19 protein-coding genes, 4 tRNA genes and 1 pseudogene are annotated in these 22726 nt (G+C 42.4%); 18 read left to right on the top strand and 6 right to left on the bottom strand.

What is annotated here, in order from left to right:
* Positions 1-90 precede the first annotated feature (90 nt).
* The 4 genes from BLP85_RS01765 to BLP85_RS01750 all read left to right on the top strand — a co-directional run bounded on the left by BLP85_RS01765 (position 91) and on the right by BLP85_RS01750 (position 562).
* Positions 91-175: transfer RNA gene (locus tag BLP85_RS01765), tRNA-Leu, on the top strand.
* A 34-nt stretch (positions 176-209) separates the two neighbouring features.
* Positions 210-283, top strand: a tRNA-Trp gene (locus BLP85_RS01760).
* Between the two features lie 37 nt (positions 284-320).
* Positions 321-405: transfer RNA gene (locus BLP85_RS01755), tRNA-Leu, on the top strand.
* 71 nt (positions 406-476) lie between these two features.
* Positions 477-562 (top strand) — tRNA-Leu (locus BLP85_RS01750).
* A 141-nt stretch (positions 563-703) separates the two neighbouring features.
* Here BLP85_RS01750 and BLP85_RS01745 read toward each other — a convergent pair.
* Positions 704-907, bottom strand: coding sequence for a hypothetical protein (locus tag BLP85_RS01745; protein WP_086176023.1), 204 nt, complete (start codon positions 905-907; stop codon positions 704-706).
* A gap of 502 nt (positions 908-1409) precedes the next feature.
* Here BLP85_RS01745 and BLP85_RS01740 point away from each other — a divergent pair.
* The gene (locus BLP85_RS01740; RefSeq protein WP_092818427.1) at positions 1410-1682 is read left to right on the top strand and encodes a hypothetical protein; all 273 of its coding nucleotides are present in this window, start codon (positions 1410-1412) and stop codon (positions 1680-1682) included.
* 26 nt (positions 1683-1708) lie between these two features.
* Here the strand turns inward: BLP85_RS01740 and gloB are convergent, their stop codons facing one another.
* Positions 1709-2440 carry a hydroxyacylglutathione hydrolase gene (gloB, locus tag BLP85_RS01735; RefSeq protein WP_092818426.1) on the bottom strand — a complete coding sequence of 244 codons (732 nt, stop codon included), beginning with the start codon at positions 2438-2440 and terminating at the stop codon, positions 1709-1711.
* A 208-nt stretch (positions 2441-2648) separates the two neighbouring features.
* Between gloB and BLP85_RS01730 the strand changes: the two genes are divergently transcribed.
* Both BLP85_RS01730 and BLP85_RS01725 read left to right on the top strand, forming a co-directional pair.
* The gene (locus BLP85_RS01730; RefSeq protein ID WP_092818425.1) at positions 2649-3473 is read left to right on the top strand and encodes a PhzF family phenazine biosynthesis protein; all 825 of its coding nucleotides are present in this window, start codon (positions 2649-2651) and stop codon (positions 3471-3473) included.
* 134 nt (positions 3474-3607) lie between these two features.
* Positions 3608-6376: a M16 family metallopeptidase gene (locus BLP85_RS01725; protein ID WP_092818424.1), complete on the top strand. Its 2769-nt coding sequence runs from the start codon at positions 3608-3610 to the stop codon at positions 6374-6376.
* Positions 6377-6435: 59 nt separating this feature from the next.
* Here BLP85_RS01725 and BLP85_RS01720 read toward each other — a convergent pair.
* Both BLP85_RS01720 and BLP85_RS01715 read right to left on the bottom strand, forming a co-directional pair.
* Positions 6436-7500: pseudogene (locus BLP85_RS01720) on the bottom strand (amidohydrolase family protein).
* A 125-nt stretch (positions 7501-7625) separates the two neighbouring features.
* Complete coding sequence (locus BLP85_RS01715) at positions 7626-8021, bottom strand: DUF3144 domain-containing protein (protein ID WP_092818423.1); 396 nt, start codon at positions 8019-8021, stop codon at positions 7626-7628.
* A gap of 109 nt (positions 8022-8130) precedes the next feature.
* On the opposite strand from BLP85_RS01715, the gene BLP85_RS01710 reads away from it, so the two are divergent.
* Entirely contained in the window at positions 8131-8763 is a 633-nt protein-coding gene (locus BLP85_RS01710; protein ID WP_092818422.1) for a hypothetical protein, read from the top strand.
* Positions 8764-8784: 21 nt separating this feature from the next.
* Here the strand turns inward: BLP85_RS01710 and BLP85_RS01705 are convergent, their stop codons facing one another.
* Positions 8785-10245, bottom strand: coding sequence for a CYTH and CHAD domain-containing protein (locus BLP85_RS01705; RefSeq protein ID WP_092818421.1), 1461 nt, complete (start codon positions 10243-10245; stop codon positions 8785-8787).
* Between the two features lie 230 nt (positions 10246-10475).
* A complete protein-coding gene (locus BLP85_RS01700) occupies positions 10476-11936 on the bottom strand; it encodes a CYTH domain-containing protein (protein ID WP_092818420.1) in 1461 nt (486 codons plus the stop codon).
* Between the two features lie 277 nt (positions 11937-12213).
* On the opposite strand from BLP85_RS01700, the gene BLP85_RS01695 reads away from it, so the two are divergent.
* The 10 genes from BLP85_RS01695 (at position 12214) to BLP85_RS01645 (ending at position 22687) form a co-directional block, all read left to right on the top strand.
* The gene (locus BLP85_RS01695; protein ID WP_092818949.1) at positions 12214-12597 is read left to right on the top strand and encodes a DUF962 domain-containing protein; all 384 of its coding nucleotides are present in this window, start codon (positions 12214-12216) and stop codon (positions 12595-12597) included.
* A 657-nt stretch (positions 12598-13254) separates the two neighbouring features.
* A complete protein-coding gene (thiE, locus tag BLP85_RS01685) occupies positions 13255-13881 on the top strand; it encodes a thiamine phosphate synthase (RefSeq protein ID WP_092818418.1) in 627 nt (208 codons plus the stop codon).
* Positions 13882-13923: 42 nt separating this feature from the next.
* Positions 13924-15225: a glutamate-1-semialdehyde 2,1-aminomutase gene (gene hemL, locus BLP85_RS01680; protein ID WP_092818417.1), complete on the top strand. Its 1302-nt coding sequence runs from the start codon at positions 13924-13926 to the stop codon at positions 15223-15225.
* A 141-nt stretch (positions 15226-15366) separates the two neighbouring features.
* A complete protein-coding gene (locus BLP85_RS01675) occupies positions 15367-15786 on the top strand; it encodes a GlcG/HbpS family heme-binding protein (RefSeq protein WP_092818416.1) in 420 nt (139 codons plus the stop codon).
* Positions 15787-16009: 223 nt separating this feature from the next.
* On the top strand, positions 16010-16714 hold the full coding sequence (locus BLP85_RS01670; protein WP_092818415.1) for a hypothetical protein: 705 nt from the start codon (positions 16010-16012) through the stop codon (positions 16712-16714).
* Between the two features lie 118 nt (positions 16715-16832).
* Positions 16833-17543 (top strand): phosphopantetheine-binding protein, encoded by a 711-nt coding sequence (locus tag BLP85_RS01665; protein ID WP_092818948.1) that lies wholly within the window; start codon positions 16833-16835, stop codon positions 17541-17543.
* 129 nt (positions 17544-17672) lie between these two features.
* On the top strand, positions 17673-18317 hold the full coding sequence (locus BLP85_RS01660; protein ID WP_092818414.1) for an RluA family pseudouridine synthase: 645 nt from the start codon (positions 17673-17675) through the stop codon (positions 18315-18317).
* Between the two features lie 143 nt (positions 18318-18460).
* The gene (gene rapA, locus BLP85_RS01655; protein WP_092818413.1) at positions 18461-21298 is read left to right on the top strand and encodes an RNA polymerase-associated protein RapA; all 2838 of its coding nucleotides are present in this window, start codon (positions 18461-18463) and stop codon (positions 21296-21298) included.
* 133 nt (positions 21299-21431) lie between these two features.
* Positions 21432-21698, top strand: coding sequence for a PAAR domain-containing protein (locus tag BLP85_RS01650; protein ID WP_092818412.1), 267 nt, complete (start codon positions 21432-21434; stop codon positions 21696-21698).
* Between the two features lie 161 nt (positions 21699-21859).
* A complete protein-coding gene (locus BLP85_RS01645; RefSeq protein WP_092818411.1) occupies positions 21860-22687 on the top strand; it encodes an alpha/beta fold hydrolase in 828 nt (275 codons plus the stop codon).
* The last annotated feature ends 39 nt before the right edge of the window (positions 22688-22726 follow it).

Below are 22726 nucleotides of genomic sequence, written 5' to 3'. Positions count from 1 at the left end.
GTTTTTTGTTTTTTATTTAAACAAACAAGTGGATTTTTCATAAAAAGGTCTTGTCATGAGGAATCTATCTCTATAATATACACAGCCATTGGGGACGTGGCGAAATTGGTAGACGCACTGGATTTAGGTTCCAGCGCCGCAAGGTGTGAGAGTTCGAGTCTCTCCGTCCCCACCACTTAACTATCAGCATAGTTTGATAATTAGGTTATAGAGGATTGGTGTAATGGTAGCATGACGGTCTCCAAAACCGTTCGTCAAGGTTCGAATCCTTGATCCTCTGCCAAGCTTTAAAAAATCCAACATCAAGTTGGTACCCTGATGGGGACGTGGCGAAATTGGTAGACGCACTGGATTTAGGTTCCAGCGCCGCAAGGTGTGAGAGTTCGAGTCTCTCCGTCCCCACCATCATATTAAGGCAAGGTAAGCTACCTTGCTTTTTTGTTGTAAGAAAAATCCAGCACTAAGCTGGTCCTGATGGGGATATGGCGGAATTGGTAGACGCACTGTGTTCAGGTCGCAGCGCCCTCTGGGCGTGAGAGTTCGAGTCTCTCTATCCCCACCATATTAAAGCAAGGTAAATAGACCTTGCTTTTTTTATTGCCTGTAAAAAGTGAACATAAATAAAAAGCCCAAAAAATGGGCTTTTAAAAATAGATTTAAAATTATTATTGTTTTTTCCTAATCCAAAATGACCGATACTCTTTTAAGCTTTTAAATGATCTTCGAATTCTTCACCAAGTTGCATGGCAAGCGCATTACCTGCTAAATCACATGTGACCAGACCATATTCTTTTTTGAAGCTAAAGGTAAACCCACGATTATCAGTCAATGATTTTACTGAATAGCCCAATTTTTCTAACCAGATACGAAATGCAATTAAATTTTTTGCCTTAACAACTTTCTTCACGAAAAAACTCCTTGTGTATATTAGATACTGACTGCAATTAAATAATTAATAGGGATGCAGGTATTTTTTTAAAGGGTAGCTTGAACAGGTTTTTTATAAAATAAATATTTTGTATTTTTTTTATGCAGGAAATGCATAAATAATAAGTGAATTTTGGATGGAAAATCATCGGGTATTGAAAGAAATAATTTTATATATTATTGATTTTTATTTATTTTAATCTGGGTGTTTTTGATTTATTGAAATGGAAATATTTAAACACAATTTTCGGTGTTGCAGATATGTTCTTATCTTGGAGTTGTTTTGGGGATATTTCGATAGCGAAGTGAAGTGAGCATCTCTCTCGGTTAATGATCTATTCACTCAATGCTCCATGCAATAGCCATCAAAAAATGACGCTGCTTCGGATTTAAAAAACAGATAAAGTATAGACTGCCGTACCGAGGAATTTTTTGAATTCTGGTCGGTGTAAAATGTTGATTAAGATGAAGACTGGATTGCAATGATCACAGAAACCATTGAACAGAACGTACTCAAGCAAATTCAGCACATGCAGCAACAAGGCTTGGTACCTGTTGCTGTCATGCTGGGCCATGAGGATTGGCTATTTTTTGCAGAACAATCCAAAGTGTCCTATACGCCTTTTGGCAGCTCCCGTCGTTATCAACCCGCTTTGGGCGGTTTACTGTTAGTTCGTGTTGACGACATGCAGGTCACCCAAGTGGTGACGCAAAATGAGCTGGATGCTTATACCGAAACCCATCAAATTTTATAAACCTGCCGTAATTAACATAAAATCAGTTAAAAGTTATCTTTTAACTGGCGTATGTTCCGAAATTCTTCCACGCTTTCCACCCTTAAAAAGGGATTGGTTTGCAGTTCCAGTTCAATGCTACTTGGCAAGGTGCTTTGACCGAGCATACGCAGTGCTTCCACCTGTTCGAAGCGCTGCTGAATTGCCAGATTGTCAGGTTCGACATGTAACGCAAACTTGGCATTGGCCAGCGTATATTCATGGGTGCAGTAGACTTTGGTGCGTGCAGGCAAAGCAGCCAGGCGATTGAGCGAATGGTACATCTGCTCATAGGTGCCTTCAAACACGCGGCCACAACCCATGGCAAACAGCGTATCGCCACAGAAAAGCACATCCAGCGCATCAATAAAATAAACGATATGACCCAGCGTATGTCCAGGTACAGCAATAATCTCAATATTTAAATCATGAAAATTAAGATGATCTTCATGTTGCAGGGGATGAGTGATAAAAGGAACTTTGCTTAATTCTTCCCGGGGACCATAAACGGGGATATGACGATTTTGTAAAAGCTCCGGTACACCGCCAATATGGTCTTTATGCCAGTGCGTCAGCCAGATCTGAGCCAGCGTTAAACCGTTCGCTGTACAAAACTCTTCGACCAGATGGGCTTCAGTGGGGTCCACTGCAACTACTTCTTTGCTTGGGATATGTTCTAATAACCAGATATAGTTCTGTAATTGATTTTTCACATCAATCATATGGACTTGAAAATTCATGAGATAGAAATCAATGATATAGATATGAATAAGCTAGCCTTAAAGCCAGGTTTTTTCCAGGGGAAAATCGCAATTAATAGGCCAGTATTTATACATAACGTTGCTGATCTGTAGTTGGATATAAAAACAGTCTTTCTAGATCGGCTTTTTGTTTTTTTAAATTATCAAATGAAGTGCAACAGAGATTAAATTATTGGAAGTAAGCAAGATGAAAATGTATCAGGTGGATGCCTTTACTACGGAACTGTTTAAAGGGAATGCTGCGGCAGTGATTGTGACTGAACAGTGGCTGGATGAAGCTTTGATGCAAAATATCGCCCTGGAAAATAATCTGGCAGAAACTGCTTTTGTAAAAATGCTTGATGCAGAAAACTATGAAATCCGCTGGTTTACCCCAACCACAGAAGTGAACTTTTGTGGCCATGCAACGCTAGCCAGCAGTTTTGTACTCTTTAAAGATTATACTGCTGCAAAAACCCTTCGGTTTCATGTTAAAGAGCTCGGCATTTTTGTGGTAAGCCAGGAGGCTGATGGCAAAATCAAGATGAATTTTCCGATTCGCCGTGCAAAAAAAATTACCGATTATCCTGAAATTTTAAAGCAAATTTTAAGCAAGCCATTTAAAAATGTTTATTTAAATCATCAAGCCTACATTATGGAATATGCAAATCCGGAAGATGTACGGGATGAAAAGCCCAATCTGGAATTATTCAAACAATGGACACTCCATCAAGCTGGGCAAACCCAACCCAAGTGTGTCCTGGATCTGGCCATTACTGCTCAGGCTGCTGCGCCCTATGATTGTATATCGCGCTATTTTGCTCCCGCGAATGGCATTCAGGAAGATCCGGTTACCGGTTCAATTCATACCGCGATTGCACCGCTTTGGGCGGAGAAACTGGGCAAAAAAGACATTCTGGCTTATCAGGCATCCGCGCGTGGGGGAAAATTATATTGTGAATTGCTTGAAAATGAACGGATTGAAATTTCGGGTTATGCAAAATTATATATGCAGGCAGAGCTACATCTGTAAAATATGGATATAAATGAACGACAAAGCTGTTGAAATAAACGGCAATGCTTGCAAAAAGTGACTACTCAACATCATGATCATTTTCTAAGATGTGATGCTTAAAAATTCATATGACTGAATAAATTGGAATAATTATGCTCATGCGGTTCAAACAACTTACTATCTCATTATTATTTGTTGGTTTTAGTGCAACTGCCTGGGCACAACCGATTTTGGTTAAATCTGAGCAGAAGATTGAAGAATATACATTAGACAATGGTTTTCGTGTGGTGCTGGCGCAAAACGATAAAGAAAATAAAGTGTTTATGAACACCGTCTATCTGACTGGTTCGCTCAATGATCCGCAGGGCAAAGGCGGTCTGGCGCATTTGCTCGAACATCTGGCATTTAAGGGAACACAGAATATCAAGGGTGAAGAATTTCAGCGCCGCCTGGATCAATACACCTTAATGACCAATGCCAGTACCGATTATTATTCCACTAAATATACTAATATTATTCGTCCTGAACAGAATGCGATTAATCAAGTGATTCATCTTGAAGCTGAACGTATGGACAAGCTGGTGCTGCAGGAAAAGTTTGTGCCTTCTGAAATTGCCATTGTGAAACGCGAACGTGAAGTTCGTATGGATCAGCCTTTTGCAGTGATGATGGACCAGATGTGGAAATCGGCTTATGGTAACCAGTATCTGGGACGTTTGCCGATTGGCGATTTAAAAGAATTGCAGTCCATCAAAATGGATGAGCTGAATAAATTTTATCGAACTTGGTATGCACCGAATAATGCGGTGATGATCATTTCCGGTAAGTTTGATAAAGCCGCTGTGTTAAAACAGATTGATCAACAGTTTAGCCCTATAGCAGCTCGCCAGGTTCCAGCACAGACCAAGGTTCCTGTGCTGGATTCGGCCAAAATTCAGCAAAGAAATTTTGCCGTGGAAAAGGGCAGTGATCTGGCTAAATTCAATATTTACCTGAATGGCAAAAATGAAAAGATCAAGTCTGCTTTGGCACTGACACCTTATTTATATACCATGCAGCCGAGTGGGCATCTTTATCAAAGTATGGTGGAAACCGGTTTAAGTACCGGCGTTCAATCCACCACCTGGCTGGATCAGGACTTTAATCTGGTGTTTATGGGCGCCATTTATGCCCCGAATCATGATGAAAAAAGAGTGCAATCCGAACTGGTGGCAGGGGTGGAAAAGAGTCAGCCATTTAATGAGACCGAACTGAACCGGGTAAAAAACCTGATTCAGAATCAGGCAGACAGCGTGCTCAGCAATGCTGCCGCCTTGGGTGGAAGATTAAGTGATTATTATGTGGCGTATCAGGGAGACTGGGCGCAGTACTTTAGCGATTTGAATAATGTAAAGCAGCTTAAGCTGAACGATGTCAATCAAACCCTGACCCGGTTTTTAGTACCAGAACATCGCATTTCTGGAGATATTAAACCGACCCCGGAAGATCAGAAAAAAGCATTACAACAACAGGCCGCCGAGCAGCCTAAAACCTTAGATCAGGCCAGTGTGCAAGAAGAACCGCTTAAAGACAGCAGGGTGTATAAGCAGGAGGTTGCGGAATACGTCAAAAGCTCGAAGCAGTATTTGGTAGATACTGAAAAGAAAATCCAGCGCGGAAAGTTGAAAAACGGTATTGCATACGCTTTATATCCGACCTCAACCCGTGATGATAAAACCTATGCCACCATTTCTGTGGACTTTGGTACGAACAAATCTTTGTTTAATAAAGGTGAAGTGCTGGATTTGATGGCCTATTTACTGCTGCGCGGCTCAGATCAATACAGCTTGCAGGATATTGCCGACAAGTCGATTGAGGCCGGTGGTGGCGCAACGGCTACTGCATCTGCAAATAGCATTACCATTCAGATTGTGGCGAAAAAAGACAAATTTGACGATTATTTCAAATTTATGCTTGATGTTCTGAAAACACCGAAGTTTGAACAATCGCAGTTTGACCTGATTAAATCACAGAGCTTGTCGAGTCTGGATCGTCCATATACGGAACCTGAAACGGTTGCCGCATTGACGATGACCCGTTTATTGGAAACCTATCAGCCAGGGGATTTACGTTACCATTTTGAACCGAACCTGTCCAAACAGCAGCTTCAAGCGGCAACGGTTGAGCAAGTGAAAAAGTTATATCAAGATTTTTTTGTCAGTCATCATGCGCAAATTGCCATTACGGGTGATTATCAGGCTCAGCCCATGCTAAAACTGCTGCAAAAAGAATTTTCAGGATGGAAAGCGCAATTGCCTTATCAGCGTCTAAGTGCTGATTATCAGGCATATCAGGCACAAAAAATTCATGCCTTATCGGAGCAACGTGAATTTGGGAATTATCAGGCCATTTTGACCTTGCCAGTGGGTTCGAATCATGCCGATGCACCAGCACTCATAGTGTTGGGCTATATTATGGGCGATTCGCAACTGTCTTCACGTTTAGCCCAGGAACTCCGTGAGAAAAATGCCCTGGTGTACGGTTTTGGCAGCAATCTGGATCTGGATGAATGGATTGATTCAGGGGCACTCAGCATAGAAGCCAATTATACGGCAGCGAAGTCGGCGCAAGTATCACAAGCTGTGCATAAAGTGCTGAATGATTTACTCACTAAAGGGGTGACTGAACAGGAGCTGGAAGCAGCCAAAGCCAATATTTTGAAAAAACGGGTAACTGCTTTGGAAGATGAGCGCAATATTCACGCAATGCTTATGCCACAACTGGAACATAACCGCGACTTACTGTACCGTGAAAAACGTGATCAGGCTTTTGCAAAACTCAGCAAAGCCGATGTAGACGCTGTCATCAAGAAATACATTAAACTGGATCAGCTGGTAGAAGTCATGGCGGACCAGTATGGAAAGCCACAAAACAAGTCATGATTCTTAATCCGCTTTTTTCAATTTCCCTCTCCATTCAGGAGAGGGCCAGGGAGAGGTGATTAAAGCCGATAAAACTGCTTCACATTATGATGGAATACCTGTTCCAATCCATGAGGATTATAGGCCACAACCGCATTACTAAAGGCATCAATAATGTTCAGCAGTGCGGTACTGACCCGATCCATCGGGAAGTTGGAGGCAAACATCACGCGGTAACTACCAAAGTATTGCAATACATGGCCGATCATTGGAAAGGCCAGATCATACACTTCCTGTTTGCTGGCCAGTCGGTTTTGTTTATGGAACTGATGACCCAGCACAGGCATAAACATGCCCGACATCTTGGTATAAACATTCGGACAGCTGGCCAGCTCGGCAATATCTTCCTGCCAGCGTACCAGAATGTTTTCCCGCGCGACTTTGGTTAAGCCGGTCAGAGCACCGACATGGCCAAAAAAGACCGGCAGGTGTGCCAAAATGATCCAGCACAATAGAAGTTTCCGGAAACTGCTGGGCTAATGCAATCACATCACTTAAGTGTGTGGAATACACCCAGGCATCAAAGCTTAAATTGTTTTGCGCGAGGGCTTCAAAGCCCTTTAAAAATTTTTATTGCGGTATAAATGTGGTTCATCTGCCCAGGCTCGAATTCCTTTATCTTCATGTACTGCCGCCATTTTACGAATGCCCTTAAAGCGCGGCGAAGCTTTTTTATGCAGTTGCAAAATCTTCTTGAAATTGCTGTCGCGTGGATCGGCAGTTGCAACAATGCCACCGAGTTTGACTGTTTCTGCGTTAAAGGGCAGTGATTCAATAAAACGGGTTTCACCAATCACGCCTTTACCTTTATTTTTATGCCAGCTGGCTTCGACATGCACCACTTGTTCTATCTGATAATGGCCAATATCTTCGACATAGTGTTCAGGCAAATAGGGTGCTGTCACATGGTGGGTCAGGCCTAATGTTTCAATCAGATCATCAGCATTCATCATGCGGACCGCTTTGTCGAGCAGGTAAGGGTGTTTGCCCAGCAATTTGACCGCCAAGGCGGCAGCATGGGGCGTGTTATACGGATCCCATTGGTAAATATGTGCATCAATAATTGCAAAATCCAGCGCTTGCATTTCTGTCCTTAATTCAGCAAGTCTCTGTTATTTAACCATACTGTAAAGAGCCCTGACTTTAAATGACCTTTCATCCAAAAACTCAGCACATAAAAAAAGCCCCGTAGGGCTTTTTAAACTTCTGATCAGTGCTGATGATCATGGTCATGTTTGTTGGCATGAAATTCTTCATTGCGACGAAAGCGAAGATAATTTTCAAACTGTTCGCAATATTCATCATAATTGTCTTCCAGCATCATCTGGAATTGCTGCATGATGTAAGACATGACCTGATCTTTGGCATCACGCATTTCATTGCCATCTTTAAAATTGTTGGCTGCGACCCAGGTATTAAAACGGGCAGTGGCAAACAGCATGGCAGCGCTGACTTGTCCGCGCATTTCAGCAGGTTTCACGGCTGAACCTTTTTCGACACGGCAAAATTCGTTGGCTTGTTTAATAAATTCATCAGCACGTTCAAAAAAAGCAGCATTTAACGCTTCTTCTTCGGTTACATCTGTTGCTTCAATCTTTTGAACCATGAACTTTTCCTGCAAAAACGATCTAATCGCTTATTATAGGCAAAGCCTTGCAGAAACTAAACCTTTGGCTTAATCTAAAAATAGCCTAAGCATAGAAATGGATACTCCAATGCAAGATGCCATTGCCGTACAAAGTTTAAAAAGTGACATCGCCTTGCTTCGTCAAAATATTTGGCCACCTGCCAATCTGGCCAATGTAGAGGGCTTGCCCATTTATTATGGCTCTAAAAAAGAAGTGGACGAATATTATCGGCAATGGACCGGCTTGATTGAAAGGGCGCAAGACCTGTTTCAGCCTTTTATGCAAGATGAAACCCTGGATGCCGTACATTTGCCCAGCCATTTAAATCTGCCTTTATTTTATTTTCATGTCGACCGCATCCGGATTAACAAAACCCGTGCCAAAGAGTCCAAAACCTTTCGGGGGATTGCCAGCCTGCTCGATAAGTGCGGGAAATTTGAACCTGAGCAGATTCAGGCCATGCGTGCCTGGCTGGAAAGTGATGATACCGCAGCGTTGGTGGCTCATCGTGAATTCATCGATTTGCGCACTTATGTGTTCCAGCATGGACAAAGTGAGTACACACGCACGCGGTTTTATGTAAATGGCATTGTGCTGAGTACAGAGCCGCATTTTGAACTGGTAGATGCCCGTGACAAGCCGCGCAAACAGCGCAATGACAGTTATAGCGATCCATTGGCAGATAATGGAACCTGGAAAATATTTGGCAAATACCGCTAATCTTGGCTTTGCGTTTGCCCCTTACCAGAAAATAGCGGTTTTAGAATAATCCTCTAAATGCTGCTGAGCCTGTTGCAACACGGATTCTTTCTCGTTGGCTATCCAGCCTAAGGCAAACCAGAGTTTTTGTTTACGTTGCACCATATCCTGAAACAGCGCTTCAGCCACCATCAAATCATTATACTGTCCCAAACTTTCCTGGGCGGGTTTTAAATCTTTGAGATAGCGCTTTACATCTTGAGCAGGATAAAGCGAGGCAACGAATTCTACGCAATAACGCAAGCGTTTGACCCGTTTGCGGGTACGATGCCGTGACTCGATATCCAGCTGTAAAAATTGATCGGCATCTTTGCAGATCTGTTGATGCAATTTTTGTAGTTTTTTTGCGATATCTTTTTTTAATCCCGCTTTTTTCTGCTTTTTACTTGGCTGATCGACAAAGCGCAGCAGATGCAGAATCAGTTCTACAAAGTCTGAAGAACGTAAAGATTCATCAATCGGAATGCCGGATTCTTCAGGCGTACGAGGAAGCTGGACAAAAGGGGCACCGGCCTGTTCGAGCTGAGGTAAAAGTCCTTCACTCAAGGCATCGCGGTCACGGGTTGACCCCAGTTGGCGAAACAGCTGAGTCAGTTGTTCCTGCCAGTCTGGGTGAACATCTTTGGACCAGTCACCAAACACACGCAAGGCACTTCTTAAACGGCGAATGGCAACCCGGGTCTGGTGAACATGATCGCTATCATACTGTCCGGAAGCAATCGCAGATGCATTCGGCAATAGGTGTTGCAAGGTATTATTGATGATCTGCTTCAATACGTGATCAGTCGAGTCCTGTGGATTCAGTTTGAGCGGACTTGCAAACTGAGCGGGAGGAATTTTTAAATCCTGTGCCAGCAAATCTCCACGTTGCGCTTTACTGCGCACATCCAGCCATAAATGATATCGCTGTACCCAGGGGTGAATAAACTTGAGCAGGTCTTGAACAGAACCTTGTTTAAGCTCAAATTCAATTTCATAAATCGCCAATTTCTTATCGTTATGGCGAATCTCGCCGCGATCCAGACTCACCTCAATTTCTGAACGGTTAAAATGAACCACGTGCACCAGACGCTGCACGACCGTTTCGTATTGCACCGTCAGGTTTTTAGCCTGTTTGCCCAAAGCCTTTTGCAGCAATTGTTTTGCTTTTGCATGCGACTGGTAAATCTCCAGGTTCAAACCCGGATTTTCCAGCTTGCCTAGATCGGTTTCCAGTTCAAGGCGCTGCAAGGAATGATCGCTGGGCGCTTTTAAAGTTTGTATCCAGTGACCGTCTTCAAGACGTTGCCGTAATGAAATGTTTTTTTGAGCTAAATGCCGTTCGGGCGTGTCGTAGTATTTTGCATATAAAGAAATCAAGCGAGCATTCTTGTTCAAGAATAGCTGATAGAGCTTTTCCTGATCTGATGCGGGAATCTGAAATTTTAATTCTACTTCGAGCATGTTAAAACTCCTGACGCTTCATCATCCGATAGGGTCATGACTTTTATTGTAAACGGCTATTATTGTAAGCCAATATCATGGTAAGCCAATATCATGGTAAGCCAGTATCGAAACAAGAGTAGGGTTGTGCCAGAAAGTAGATCAAGCGTATGTCACCCCACTCTTAGGGTACATTAAAAGATCATGCCATACGCTTTGATTTGACTGGTTTAATTTTGTTGCTTTATTTGTTACTTAATAAATTTACGACTCACCAGGAATTGTTCCGTCGCTTCAAGCAGCTTTTGTGCATACACTTCCTGTTTCGCTGTCAGCCAGCCCAAAACAAACCAGTCACTGGCTTCAAGTTCAGTTTGCTGAATATACTCGGCAGAAGAGGCCAGAATCTGATATTCACTGGCTGCAAGTTGAGCATCATTCAAGGCTTTGCTGTATTTCTGCAAATTCTTGACATCATAAATCGAGGTTAAAATCGGGAAGCTAAATTTCAGTTCATGAATTTTAGTGGCTAACTGATCCAGACTTTCAAAATTGGCAATATCGGCATTCGCAAGATGCTCTTGCAGCTGTTTATATTGATTTTGCAGGGTATTTTGCGCGAACCACTTTAAGTCATGCGCTTGCGGCTTATCCTCAGGCTCTAAGCCAAACATCAATAATTCCAGATAATGATGGACGTTTTGCGTTGAACGAACCAGATTGGCCAACTTTTCTTTGGCATACAAAATATCTTTGGCTAAATTCGATGCAGTATTCGGATTCTGTAAAAAAGCACCTAGCGTTGACTGCATGTGCTGCAAATGCTGTAAATGATCAAACTGATGCTTAAATGCGCCCAGTTGCGTCGCCCATTTGTCTGAAACTGCATAATTCCAGTCTTTAAATAAAGACAGGGTCAAATGCAAATGATCCAGGGCAATTTGTGCTTGCTGAATATGTGTTTTCTCGGCAACACCGGCAGAAATGGCCGCGATATTCGGCAGTAAATGCTGTAACTGCTGGGTAATCAGCAGACGCAAGTTTTTATTGGCGGGGTCTTTTTTACTTAAGTTAAATTCCTTGGCCAATTTTGCCGGACTGACGGGTTGCTGGATGGCCAAAAGATTGCCGATTTCGGCCTTGCTGCGCACATCCAGCCAAAGATGATATTTCTTTACCCATTCAAAGCTAAAGGCGAGAAGTGACTGGACCAAGCCTGATTTCAATTCAAACTCAACTTCATGCACTTCACTGTGTGCTGTTTCAGTCCTCACTGCACCGACATCTAGGCTGACCTCTATTTCGGTTTCTTCAAAATGAATGACGCGAAAGGTCCGCTGTATATCGGTTTCAAACTGCAATTTAAGCTGATCCTGTGCCTCGCCCAAAGCATTTTTCAGGATGTGCTGCGCTTCGGCATCCTGCGCGTAAATGGATAAATCCAGCTGCGGTGCCTGTTCCAGTTCGCCTAAGTCATGGTTATGCTCAAAACGGTGCAAATGGCTTTTACCGGCAGCTTTCAGGGTTTGAATCCAGCGCGTGCCTTCGAGACGTTGTCTTAAGGCCACACCATGCTGTGACAGTAAACGTTCCGAGGTGTCATAATATTTGGCTTTCAGTTGAATAATTTCAGATTTTTTAGGATCCAATGCTTTCAGTAGGGCATTGCGTCTTGCTTCAGGAATCTGAAATTTTAATTCAACTTCAACCATGATCTTTCATCCAAATTTTGTGATGCGATGTCAGCAATACAACTCGTCATCATCGATAGCTTACAAATGCGTTATGAAATCTGTTCTTTTATAGCGCCGGAAATTGTATTGTTCATTCTAGGCTCCTGATTGTAACGAAAATGATTTTTGATGTAAGACTTGACGAACAGATTCTTGCCTGGTTGCTTTGCAAATGATCAAAAAAATGATGAGGGCTGACACTTTAATTTGAACAAAATATGCGCTAACTTAAATCAAAATATGCAGGGCTATGACCATGAATACAACAATCCAGCTCAAATTTGAACATCATCCAGAACCGGAATTTCAGCTGCCGATTCAAAACTATCATGAATTCTATCGGTTTTATTTAACTGAGCACCGTAATGTCATGAGTCGCCGTTTGCATGTGGTGGGCAGCAGTATCGGCTTATATTGTGTGACTAAAGCGATACGCTATAAAAAGGCCAAATATGTGTTATATGGTTTGGTTGCAGGCTATGCCTGTGCATGGGTGGGGCATTTTGTCTTTGAAAAAAACAAACCGGCAAGTTTTAAACAACCGCTGTATAGTTTTATTTCGGATTGGCGCATGTTTGCCGATGTACTGCGCGGTAATTTAAGTTTGCAAGACCGTTCTAAAGATAAAATGCCAGGTTAAATTGCGGCTTATTTATACCATTCAGACAAAAAATCACCATTTTGTGATTATTTTCATAAAAAATGTAGAAATAAAATTAATTTTGTCTTGAAATGCTAGAGTGAATATTTTATTAATAGAACAGACATTTAAGAAGCTGAATTTTTACTTCGTGCCTGTCCCCAATCTTAAAGTTTTCCAAGCCTAGAGTGACCTTCTCTAGGCTTTTTTTATGCAGGCGGTACGTTAAAAGCTCAGCTTAAAAAATATCAACATTCATCATGGACTAAAAGAGGATTCATCAGGATTGAAAGTAGGATGCAATGTTGGCTGGAATACCCGGATAAAAAATAAGGCAACTCTCTAATTCTTCATTCGCTTCCCCAAGCGCGTTTGATAACAAAGAATTAGAAAGTCTGATCAGGGCTGCAAGTTTTATTATTATAGTGTCTTTATTAGTTATTGTTATTCTGTGATTTATTAAACCGTTTAATATCCAGATGATCCATCCCTGAAAATAGGTATTTTTTCCCAAAAATTTCATTACAGTTGTTGGGGGCTGGGTTTTCCGATTTTTTGCATATTTATCTAGAGTAATTATAAGTAATTAAGCCAGTTCCGCTGAATCTTGTTGCTGATATGCCTATAATAGGGCAGTTTTCATTTTGGCAGTATGTTATGCGCGGTTTATATCTGATTACCAATGACGATCCTTTAGAACTTTTATTGGCTAAGCTTGAAGGGGCAATGGCCAATGGCGGTATTTCAGTATTGCAATACCGTCGTAAAAAAGTCGCCAAACAAGACCAAATTTATGAAATTGAATACATGAAAGCCATGTGTGCTGAATATCGCGTGCCTTTCGTGATTAATGACGATCTTGAAACTGCGGTTAAATACGGCGTAGGTGTGCATCTGGGGCAGGATGATGGCTCGATTCAGGAAGCGGTTGCGCGTTTGCCGCAAGGTGTGCTGATTGGTCGCAGCTGCAACAATTCACTGGAATTGGCAGAACAGGCAATTGCCGATGGTGCAAACTATGTGGCTTTTGGAGCTATCTATGCGACCGAGTCTAAGCCTGAAGCAGGTAATATTGGTCTGGACACCTTAAAACTGGCCAAAGAAAAACTGAATGTGCCGATCTGTGCCATTGGTGGCTTAACTGTTGAAAATTCCCAGCAGGTGATTGAATGTGGTGCAGATTATTGTGCGGTAATCAGTGATATATTAGGTCGTCCGATGCACGCGATTCCAGAGCGTTTAGACGAGTGGTCTGCATTGTTTAAAACTACAGCCTTAGCATAAAACCTTATTGCTTATTGATTTAATTTTTAGTTGAGTGTCTCTATGAGCTTATCTCCAAAGCAAGAACAACTGTTCAAACAAGCCAGCAAACATATTCCAGGCGGTGTGAATTCACCGGTACGTGCCTTTAATGGCGTAGGCGGTACACCTGTATTTATTGAAAAAGCCCAAGGTGCCTATCTGTATGATGTGGATGGCAAACGCTATGTGGACTATGTGGGTTCATGGGGACCGATGATTCTGGGTCATGCCCATCCTGACATTATTCAAGCCGTGCAAGATGCTGCTGTGGATGGATTAAGCTTTGGTGCGCCAACGGTTCATGAAACCACTTTGGCGGACATTATTTGTGAGATCATGCCGTCTATTGAGTTGGTGCGTATGACCAACTCAGGGACTGAAGCGACCATGACCGCAATCCGTTTGGCACGTGGTTATACGGGTCGTGACAAGATTGTAAAATTTGAAGGCTGTTATCATGGTCATTCAGACTCGCTTCTGGTTAAAGCCGGTTCAGGTTTATTAACCAGTGGTGAGGGTGAAGCGACTTCTGCTGGTGTTCCTGCCGACTTTGCCAAACATACTTTAACCTTGCCGTACAATGACATTGCCACCCTGAAAGAATGCTTTGCTAAATTCGGTTCTGAAATTGCAGGGGTGATTGTTGAACCGGTAGCTGGCAACATGAACTTGGTGAAACCAATTGATGGCTTCCTGCAAGCGATTCGTGATGTATGTGACGAACACGGTTCAGTATTCATCATTGATGAAGTGATGACCGGTTTCCGTGTCGGTTTGGGGGGTGCGCAGGCACATTATGGCGTAACACCTGATTTAACCACTTTGGGTAAAATTATTGGTGCAGGTCTGCCAGTCGGTGCGTTTGGTGGTAAACATGAAGTGATGGAATGCATTGCACCTTTAGGTAAGGTCTATCAAGCGGGTACATTGTCAGGGAATCCGCTGGCGATGCGTGCAGGTATTGAGATGTTCAAGCATCTTCGGGCTGAAGGTTTTTATGAAAAATTAACCGCGCAACTCGAAAAATTACTTGCCGGTTTACAAGCGGCTGCCGATGAAGCAGGCATTCCATTCAAGACTCAACAAGTGGGCGGTATGTTCGGTCTGTACTTCACAGATCAGGAAGACATCACCAGTTTCGATTCCATGCTGAAATGTGATGTTGATGCTTTCCGTAAATTCTTCCACGGCATGTTGAAACGTGGTGTAAACCTTGCACCTTCTGCATTCGAAGCAGGTTTTATCTCTGCTGCACACAGTGATGAAGATATTGAATTTACCATTCAAGCTGCAAAAGAAACATTTGCTGAAATGAAAGCTTAAGTTTTTAAATCCTCCCTCTTGCGAAGCGGTGCTTCTCACCTTTTCAAAGGAGGGAATTTTAAGAATTTTTATATTGGAGTTCCCCTCTTTTTTAAAGAGGGGTTAGGGGAGATTAAATTCTAAAATTAGGGATATTTATTCATGCAAACCAAACATTATTTGACTTTAAGTGATGCTGAATTTTTATTGAATACAGCTTATGAATATGCGATTCAGAACAATTTTAATGTCAGTATCGCCGTGGTTGATGAAACTGGAACTTTATTAGCGATGAAGCGTATGGATGGTGCTTCACCGATGACAGCCAATCTGTGTTTTGAAAAAGCCAAATGCTCGGCAATGAGTCGTCGTCCATCCAAGCTGTTTGAAGATATTATTAAAGGCGGTCAAATGGGCTTCCTGACAATGGACAGTTTTTCTGGCATGCTGGAAGGTGGTGAGCCGATTATGTATGAAGGGCAGTTGGTGGGTGCAATGGGGGTGTCGGGTGTGAAGTCATTTGAAGATGCGGAAATTGCACAGCAGGCGATTGAGAAGTTTTTGGCGCAGATTAAAGTCTAAAATCAGTTATATTTTTTAATAAAATTGAATATTAAAGTGTAATTTTGATTAAAAATTAATTGTGGAATGAAAAAAATCAACAAAAGCCCAATAATTTGTAATTTGGGCTTTTAATCGAGTCATAAGCCAATGAATTAAAATTAATTAATTTTAAAATTTTATGTGATGTGTATTATGTTAATTTTAGAGAAATTAAAAAATAGTCTTTAATCAAAAAATACATATGAAAATAATCGATCTACACCATATCCTCTACCCAATGGTGACATATTATCCAAGTAATGATGAGGTCATTAGCTATGGACTCGATTTTGATATAACAATTCATTTAGAAAAATCCAGAAATAGTCAGCAATGGTGTTTGAGCTTCATTGAAAGAGGAGTCTTACGGAAAGATACTTTATATTTTACAAATGAGTATTTGGCTTGCTTGGGATTCTTAAAAATTGCAACTAAGATAATTTCGGATATTCCAGATGAAATGAAAGTATTAGATTATCGTGAAGGGGTATGGTATTTATTGGAAAAACAGCAAGAATTCTTCTTGGACGTGCAATGCGATCTTCGCCATTATAGTTATTCTTGGAATATAAAGTTAGATTTAAAGGAGATTCTTGAATATAGGGCAAAAGGGATAAAAAGCCTCGATGATCTTGCTGAAAAGATCTATTCATCTCAACCATTCTATGAAGAATCTATTTTTCATTTTCGTAAGTTAGATCAGAATATTAGTGCTGAAGAAGAAAATGCAATTATAAAATTTAATCAAAAAAGAGCTGAATATGTTAAAAAACACTATAAGTCTTTTACAAAATCTGATCCGTCGATTGATATATCTAAAAATATATTTTCAAAAAACATTCTGTATTGGTTCATGCTAATTTTTTCAGTAATTATAATATTGATAATAGCTAAATATTTTCAGTAACATTTTAATTGGTGAATAACATTATTTAAAAAAAAATTTAACTACTTTCAAACTTATCAAGCAGGTTAATCTAAGCTAGCATATCGTAACTATGCAAGTATTAGATGAATCATCTCCCATGCTGTACCCCATGCCCAAAAAAATCCAACTTGCACCATCACAAGCCAAATGGCAGCTTTCATCAATTGAATCTGTCCTGGTGTTGGTGGGATTACAAAATTTAAGGACGATGGCAGGAATACAAGACAGCGACCTAATGACTCATCTGGTTCAGATCACTAATAAAGCTAAAGCTTTAGATATTCCAATTGTTGACTTATATGGCGATGACCTGACGCAGGGTATGCAGCAACTGGGTGAATATGCATCATCGCATCCGCAGCTGATTTTTGCAGGACAGGTCACGCCGATGCTCAAGCAAATATTGCCACATCTACAAAGTGTCACCGAGCAAATCTGTGTTGTGGATGATGCGATTTTATTGTCGAATCAGGAACAGCATATTCAATGGATTGATAACATTTCGGCACAAGCTTTGCATCACATGAACAGCTATAGTTTGACTCGGTTATGGGATTTAAGTGCACCATCCCATTACGTGCTTTCCTCCAGGGGAATTATGCTCGCAGTTGCAGAGCAACTGAACATGGATGCACTTGAAATTGATCCTGATGTTGATTTAAGACAATACAGTTTGGATTCTGTAGCCATGGTGACGTTGGTGGGTATTTGGCGGGCGCATGGGGCAAATATTAGGTATGAAGATGTTCTAAAACACAATTCACTGCATGCACTGGTCAGCTTTGTATTGCAATCAGTAGGTTCATAACACGAGATTGAAATAATTTTTGAGCAAAATCGGAAAATCCGTCACCAATTCGAATATTGTGCATTGTAATTCTGTGCCAAGCTTTCTATCATTGCCGCCTTGTTTTCGCGATCAGCCTGGGATTGAACATTGAGTAATTTTCTAACCGAACATCTGATACATCGTGATGAAGATTTTATGGTCATCCATAAACCTGCAGGTGTACTCACCGTTCCCGGCAAAACCGAAGATTTACAAGATTGCGTGATCAACCGGTTATTAGAAATAGAACCCAAAACTTTACTGATTCACCGGCTGGATCGGGATACTTCCGGCATTCTGGTGTTTGGCCTGAGCAGATGGGGACAAAAAACTATTTCCCGCCAGTTTCAGGAACGTCAAACCGACAAAACCTATCAAGCCGTAGTAGCGGGACATCTAGAAGGGGAAGGCACGGTTGATGTGCCGGTTGTTTATGACCCTGAACATCCTCCTTTACATATTGCCGATCCCAAGCATAACAAGCCTGCACTCACGCATTGGCAGGCCATCGAACATTTTGAAATTCAGGGACAGGCGGTGACGCGGGTCAAACTTAGCCCGATTACCGGCCGTTCCCATCAGCTACGCGTGCATATGCAATATCTGGGTCATCCCATCATAGGTGATACTTTATATGCCACTCCTGAGCAGCAACTGTTGATGCCACGTCTGTGCCTGCATGCTGAAAACTTAAGTTTTTATCATCCGCAAACAGAACAGCTGATGGAGTTTTATGCTCCCGTTCCTTTTTAAAGTAAAAACTTTTTAATCCTCATCGATTTTGCGCACTTTTTAGTGGGCTTTATGTCAAAATATATTGCTTAAAGACCTGGTTTTTTGCTCAAATACCAACCAGATTTTGGGCTTGAAATTAGTGTCCTCATTTTTAGATAAAGGTGGAAAAATTGCATCAGTTTGCTATTGGTCAGCGTTGGTTATCAGACACGGAAACAGAACTCGGTTTAGGGGTTCTTATAGACGTAGATGAAAGATCGGTTAGCATCTTATTCCCAAAAAGTGATGAAACACGTGTCTATGCACGTAGCAATGCACCTTTATCACGTATTGTGTTCAATGTGAATGATGAACTGCAGGATCAGGAAGGCACCCAATGGACAGTTGAGTCGCTGGAAGACCGTCATGGCGTAGTGCGCTATAACGTCGTGCGCAATCTGGAAGATGGCTCAGAAGAACGTAAATCACTCAACGAAACCCGTATTGGTGCGACCATCCAGCTCTCTAAACCGCTTGACCGTTTGCTGGCCAGCCAGGTCGACTATAAAGAATGGTATGACCTGCGTATTGAAGCTTTGCTGATGCAAGCCAACATGAAGAACAGTCCTCTGCGCGGCATGGTCGGTGCGCGTGTAGGCCTGATTCCGCACCAGCTGTATATTGCCCATGAAGTGGGCCAGCGTTTTGCGCCGCGTGTCTTGCTTGCTGACGAAGTGGGCTTGGGTAAAACCATTGAAGCAGGCCTGATTATTCATCAGCAACTCAAAACTGCCCGTTCTGAACGTATCCTGATTTTGGTTCCAGACTCACTGCAATATCAGTGGATGATTGAAATGCGCCGCCGTTTCAATCTGGAATTTTCACTGTTCGATTTGACCCGTACCGCTTCGATTAAAGAACATGACCCTGACTTAAACCCGTTCCTGACTGAGCAGCGCATCATTGCTTCTGTTGACTTGATGGTCGATCACGAAGATTTGCGTGAACAGGCTTTAGAAGCCGGTTTTGATCTTCTTGTGGTCGATGAAGCACATCACCTGATGTGGAGCGAAGAAGAAGGCGGTAATGACCGTTACGATCTGGTTGAAGAACTGGCGGAAAAAACCCCGGGTGTGTTACTGCTTACAGCAACCCCAGAACAGCTGGGTGTGGAAAGCCATTTTGCCCGTTTACGTTTGCTCGATCCGCAACGTTTCAGTTCACTCGACCGCTTTCTGGATGAAGAAGAGCAGTATCATCAAACTGCAAAAATTGCTGAAGTGTTGATGTCAGACCTGCCTTTGGAAGAAGGGCATTTAAAAGCGATCGAAGGCTTGTTGGGGCATGGCATTCAGGATGAGCCGGAACAGCGGTTCCGTGCCATTCACGAGTTGTTGGACCGTCACGGTACCGGCCGTATTTTGTTCCGTAATACCCGTGAAGCGATTCAGGGTTTCCCGGGCCGTGACTGTCAGCCGGCACCTTTACCAGCACCTGCCAACTGGTCGAAAGACGGCAAGTTGCGTGAACAGATGTGGCCTGAAGAAGCACAGCTGGATGGCTCCTGGATGGAACATGACCCACGCGTCATGTGGCTTATGGAAATCCTGCGTACCGAGTTAAAGCACAAAAAAGTCTTGCTGATTGCACGTAGTGGTCCGGTGGTGGAAGCACTGGAAAATGTGCTGCGTTTACATGCCGGTATCCGTACCGCGATGTTCCATGAAGGCATGAGCCTGCTTGAACGTGACCAGGCAGCAGCGTATTTCGCTGAAGAGTCTTATGGAGCACAAATTCTGTTGTGTTCTGAAATCGGTTCGGAAGGGCGTAACTTCCAGTTTGCCTCTGACCTGATCCTGTTTGACTTGCCTGCGAACCCGGATGTGCTGGAACAGCGTATTGGCCGTTTAGACCGTATTGGTCAGGAAAACCGGATTCAGATTCATGTGCCTTATCTGGTCGGTACTGCGCAAGAACGTATGTTCCGCTGGTACAACGAAGGTTTAAATATCTTCAGCAATATTTCCCCGACGGCACAAACCCTGCAAGAAAACTTCATTGTGAAATTAAAAGGCTGTTTACTGGCAGATTTAGGCCAGCAGTTTGAAGATTTGCTTGAAGAAGTCACTGTTCAGCGTGAGGCTTTAGAAGCTGAATTGCAGGAAGGCCGTGACCGTCTGCTCGAATACAATTCTTGCCGTCCAATTGTGGCGCAAGAAATTGTGCAGGCGCTTGAAGATTATGACGACAACACCACTTTGCCAATGTTCATGAAACGCTTCATGGCATCGACCAACATCGATTTCGATGAGCAAAGTAACGGTACCGTGATCATCAAGCCAACCGATCAGATGCAGGTTCAAGGTTTGTCTTTAGATGAAGAAGGCATGACAGCGACTTTCTATCGTGATCAGGCGCAGGTTCGTGAAGATGCACAATACTTGACGCTGGAACATCCATTCACAGAAAGCGTGATGGAAATGATTAATACCCAGGCTTTTGGTAGTACCAACGTTGCGGTATTAAAATCTGCAGCCTTGCCACAAGGTTCGGTGTTGATTGAAGTCTGGTTTAAGGTGGATGTGGTTGCACCGAAGGCATTGAACTTGCCATCTAGCTTGCCACAGCAGCTGATTCGCGTATTGCTCAGTGAAAAAGGTCAGGATCTGTCTGAAAAGATTGCACCGGAAATCCTGAAACCTTATTTACATCACCTGGATGGCAATAGCTGCCGTCAGGTGGTGAAAGCACGCCGTGAAGTGATTGAACAGCGTTATGCACAAGCCTTGGATATTGCCAAAGCTGCATTGCCTAACTTTAAGCAGCAGGCTAAAGAAGTGTATGGCAACAAATGGCAATATGAAATTGATCGCCTGACTTATCTGAAACAGTTCAACCCAAGCATCCGTGAAGATGAAATTTCACGTTTGCAAAAATTCCAGAAAGAAGGTTTGAGCCTGCTGGATGGTTTATCAGTCACACCAGAAGCCATTCAGGTGATGGTAGTGGTTAAGCCATAATTTTAAACTGAAATATAAAGCACCTACGGGTGCTTTATATGTTTAAGATGAGGCAGTTGTGGTTCATCTGGCTTAAAATTCAACTCATGCTAAAATAAGAAAATAATTTTTATAAAATATAAGAAGAATAACAATGGCTCAGTCTTTAATTACCATGGGTTCTAGCACGTCGCACGGCGGAATAGTCTCGGAATGTGATCCTTCTTTTATCATAAATGGAATCGCTGTGCATTTGCATGGTATGAAACATTATTGTCCAAAATGCCAAATGGTTGTGTCAGCCATTGCGGCGAAACAGTCAACCACTGTGAAAGGGCGTGGGGTGGTGATTGCAGGGGACAAGACGACTTGCGGAGCAACTTTTTTAGGCAGTCAGTTTCTGGTGGTTTGGCGAAAATAAACCGCAGCAGTCAAATCATTTATTGTATAGAATTCTGTATTTAAGCCATCTGACTTGCAAGTCAGTGAATCATGCATTTATGGATGTCATCCCAGTCTATTTTTCCTTAAGCTACGATGCTGTTAATCAGATAAATGTAAATGAAAATAAGAGTAGCTTATATGGCAGATGGATTATTCAGAAAACAGGCGATTCATTTTACCCATGCCAATGGGATTCCTTCGGCCAGCTATCAAAAGTTTTTCCGCTGTTTGGGACCAGAATTTGATCTTAAAGCCATTTCGGTGATTGGTCTGGATCTCAGATATCCGGTGACTCTGACCTGGCATTATCTGGTTGAACAGGTAATTGCAGACATTGAACGGCAATTTCCAGAACAGCAGGTGATTGGTTTGGGGCATTCATTTGGTTCTTTGCTTACTCTAATGGCGGCCTATAAACGTCCTGATCTGTTTTCACAGCTGGTCATTATGGATCCGCCTTTTGTGATCGGACCTAAATCTGCCATTTTTGAGGGTTTGCAAAAGCTGAAATTAAAAGCCGTGGATAAAATCACGCCAGCCGCGATTACGCTTAAACGCAATGATCATTGGTGCAGTTTTGATGAAGCATATACATCTTTGCGAAATAACCGCCTGTTCAAGAATTTTGATCAGCAGTGTTTTGATGATTATTTTGCCCATGCTATTACAGAAGATCAAAGCAGAGGGGGCGCGACCTTAACTATTCCTAAAGCGGTTGAAGCTGAAATTTTTAGAACAGTACCTGCGTGGTGGTGGCGTACTCCACGTAAAGCACCTCAAGTTCCGGTACATCTGATTACCGCAAAACAGAGCCACTTTTATAAACAGGGCTTACCGCAAGGGATGAAAAAAATCTATGGCATTGAGTTTAGTGTGGTCGAAGGTGGGCATATGTTTCCTTTAGAGCAACCGGAAAGCACAGCCGAATGGGTGAAACAGAGGATTGCCAAACAGCAAAGTATTTAAGGAAAAGTGAAGGATTTCATTTTGCATCCTTCACGAGCA

This window comes from Acinetobacter kookii, assembly GCF_900096895.1.
Lineage (GTDB): Bacteria > Pseudomonadota > Gammaproteobacteria > Pseudomonadales > Moraxellaceae > Acinetobacter > Acinetobacter kookii.
The sequence above is the reverse complement of the archived record's forward strand: the minus strand, read 5'-3'. Positions and strand labels throughout refer to the sequence as shown.

Excerpts from the sequence above, each read along its gene's own strand:
- BLP85_RS01740 (WP_092818427.1), top strand. The coding sequence starts at position 1,410 with ATGATCACAGAAACCATTGAACAGAACGTACTCAAGCAAATTCAGCAC.
- gloB (WP_092818426.1), bottom strand. The coding sequence starts at position 2,440 with ATGAATTTTCAAGTCCATATGATTGATGTGAAAAATCAATTACAGAAC.
- BLP85_RS01730 (WP_092818425.1), top strand. The coding sequence starts at position 2,649 with ATGAAAATGTATCAGGTGGATGCCTTTACTACGGAACTGTTTAAAGGG.
- BLP85_RS01725 (WP_092818424.1), top strand. The coding sequence starts at position 3,608 with ATGCTCATGCGGTTCAAACAACTTACTATCTCATTATTATTTGTTGGT.
- BLP85_RS01715 (WP_092818423.1), bottom strand. The coding sequence starts at position 8,021 with ATGGTTCAAAAGATTGAAGCAACAGATGTAACCGAAGAAGAAGCGTTA.
- BLP85_RS01710 (WP_092818422.1), top strand. The coding sequence starts at position 8,131 with ATGCAAGATGCCATTGCCGTACAAAGTTTAAAAAGTGACATCGCCTTG.
- BLP85_RS01705 (WP_092818421.1), bottom strand. The coding sequence starts at position 10,245 with ATGCTCGAAGTAGAATTAAAATTTCAGATTCCCGCATCAGATCAGGAA.
- BLP85_RS01700 (WP_092818420.1), bottom strand. The coding sequence starts at position 11,936 with ATGGTTGAAGTTGAATTAAAATTTCAGATTCCTGAAGCAAGACGCAAT.
- BLP85_RS01695 (WP_092818949.1), top strand. The coding sequence starts at position 12,214 with ATGAATACAACAATCCAGCTCAAATTTGAACATCATCCAGAACCGGAA.
- thiE (WP_092818418.1), top strand. The coding sequence starts at position 13,255 with ATGCGCGGTTTATATCTGATTACCAATGACGATCCTTTAGAACTTTTA.
- hemL (WP_092818417.1), top strand. The coding sequence starts at position 13,924 with ATGAGCTTATCTCCAAAGCAAGAACAACTGTTCAAACAAGCCAGCAAA.
- BLP85_RS01675 (WP_092818416.1), top strand. The coding sequence starts at position 15,367 with ATGCAAACCAAACATTATTTGACTTTAAGTGATGCTGAATTTTTATTG.
- BLP85_RS01670 (WP_092818415.1), top strand. The coding sequence starts at position 16,010 with ATGAAAATAATCGATCTACACCATATCCTCTACCCAATGGTGACATAT.
- BLP85_RS01665 (WP_092818948.1), top strand. The coding sequence starts at position 16,833 with ATGCTGTACCCCATGCCCAAAAAAATCCAACTTGCACCATCACAAGCC.
- BLP85_RS01650 (WP_092818412.1), top strand. The coding sequence starts at position 21,432 with ATGGCTCAGTCTTTAATTACCATGGGTTCTAGCACGTCGCACGGCGGA.
- BLP85_RS01645 (WP_092818411.1), top strand. The coding sequence starts at position 21,860 with ATGGCAGATGGATTATTCAGAAAACAGGCGATTCATTTTACCCATGCC.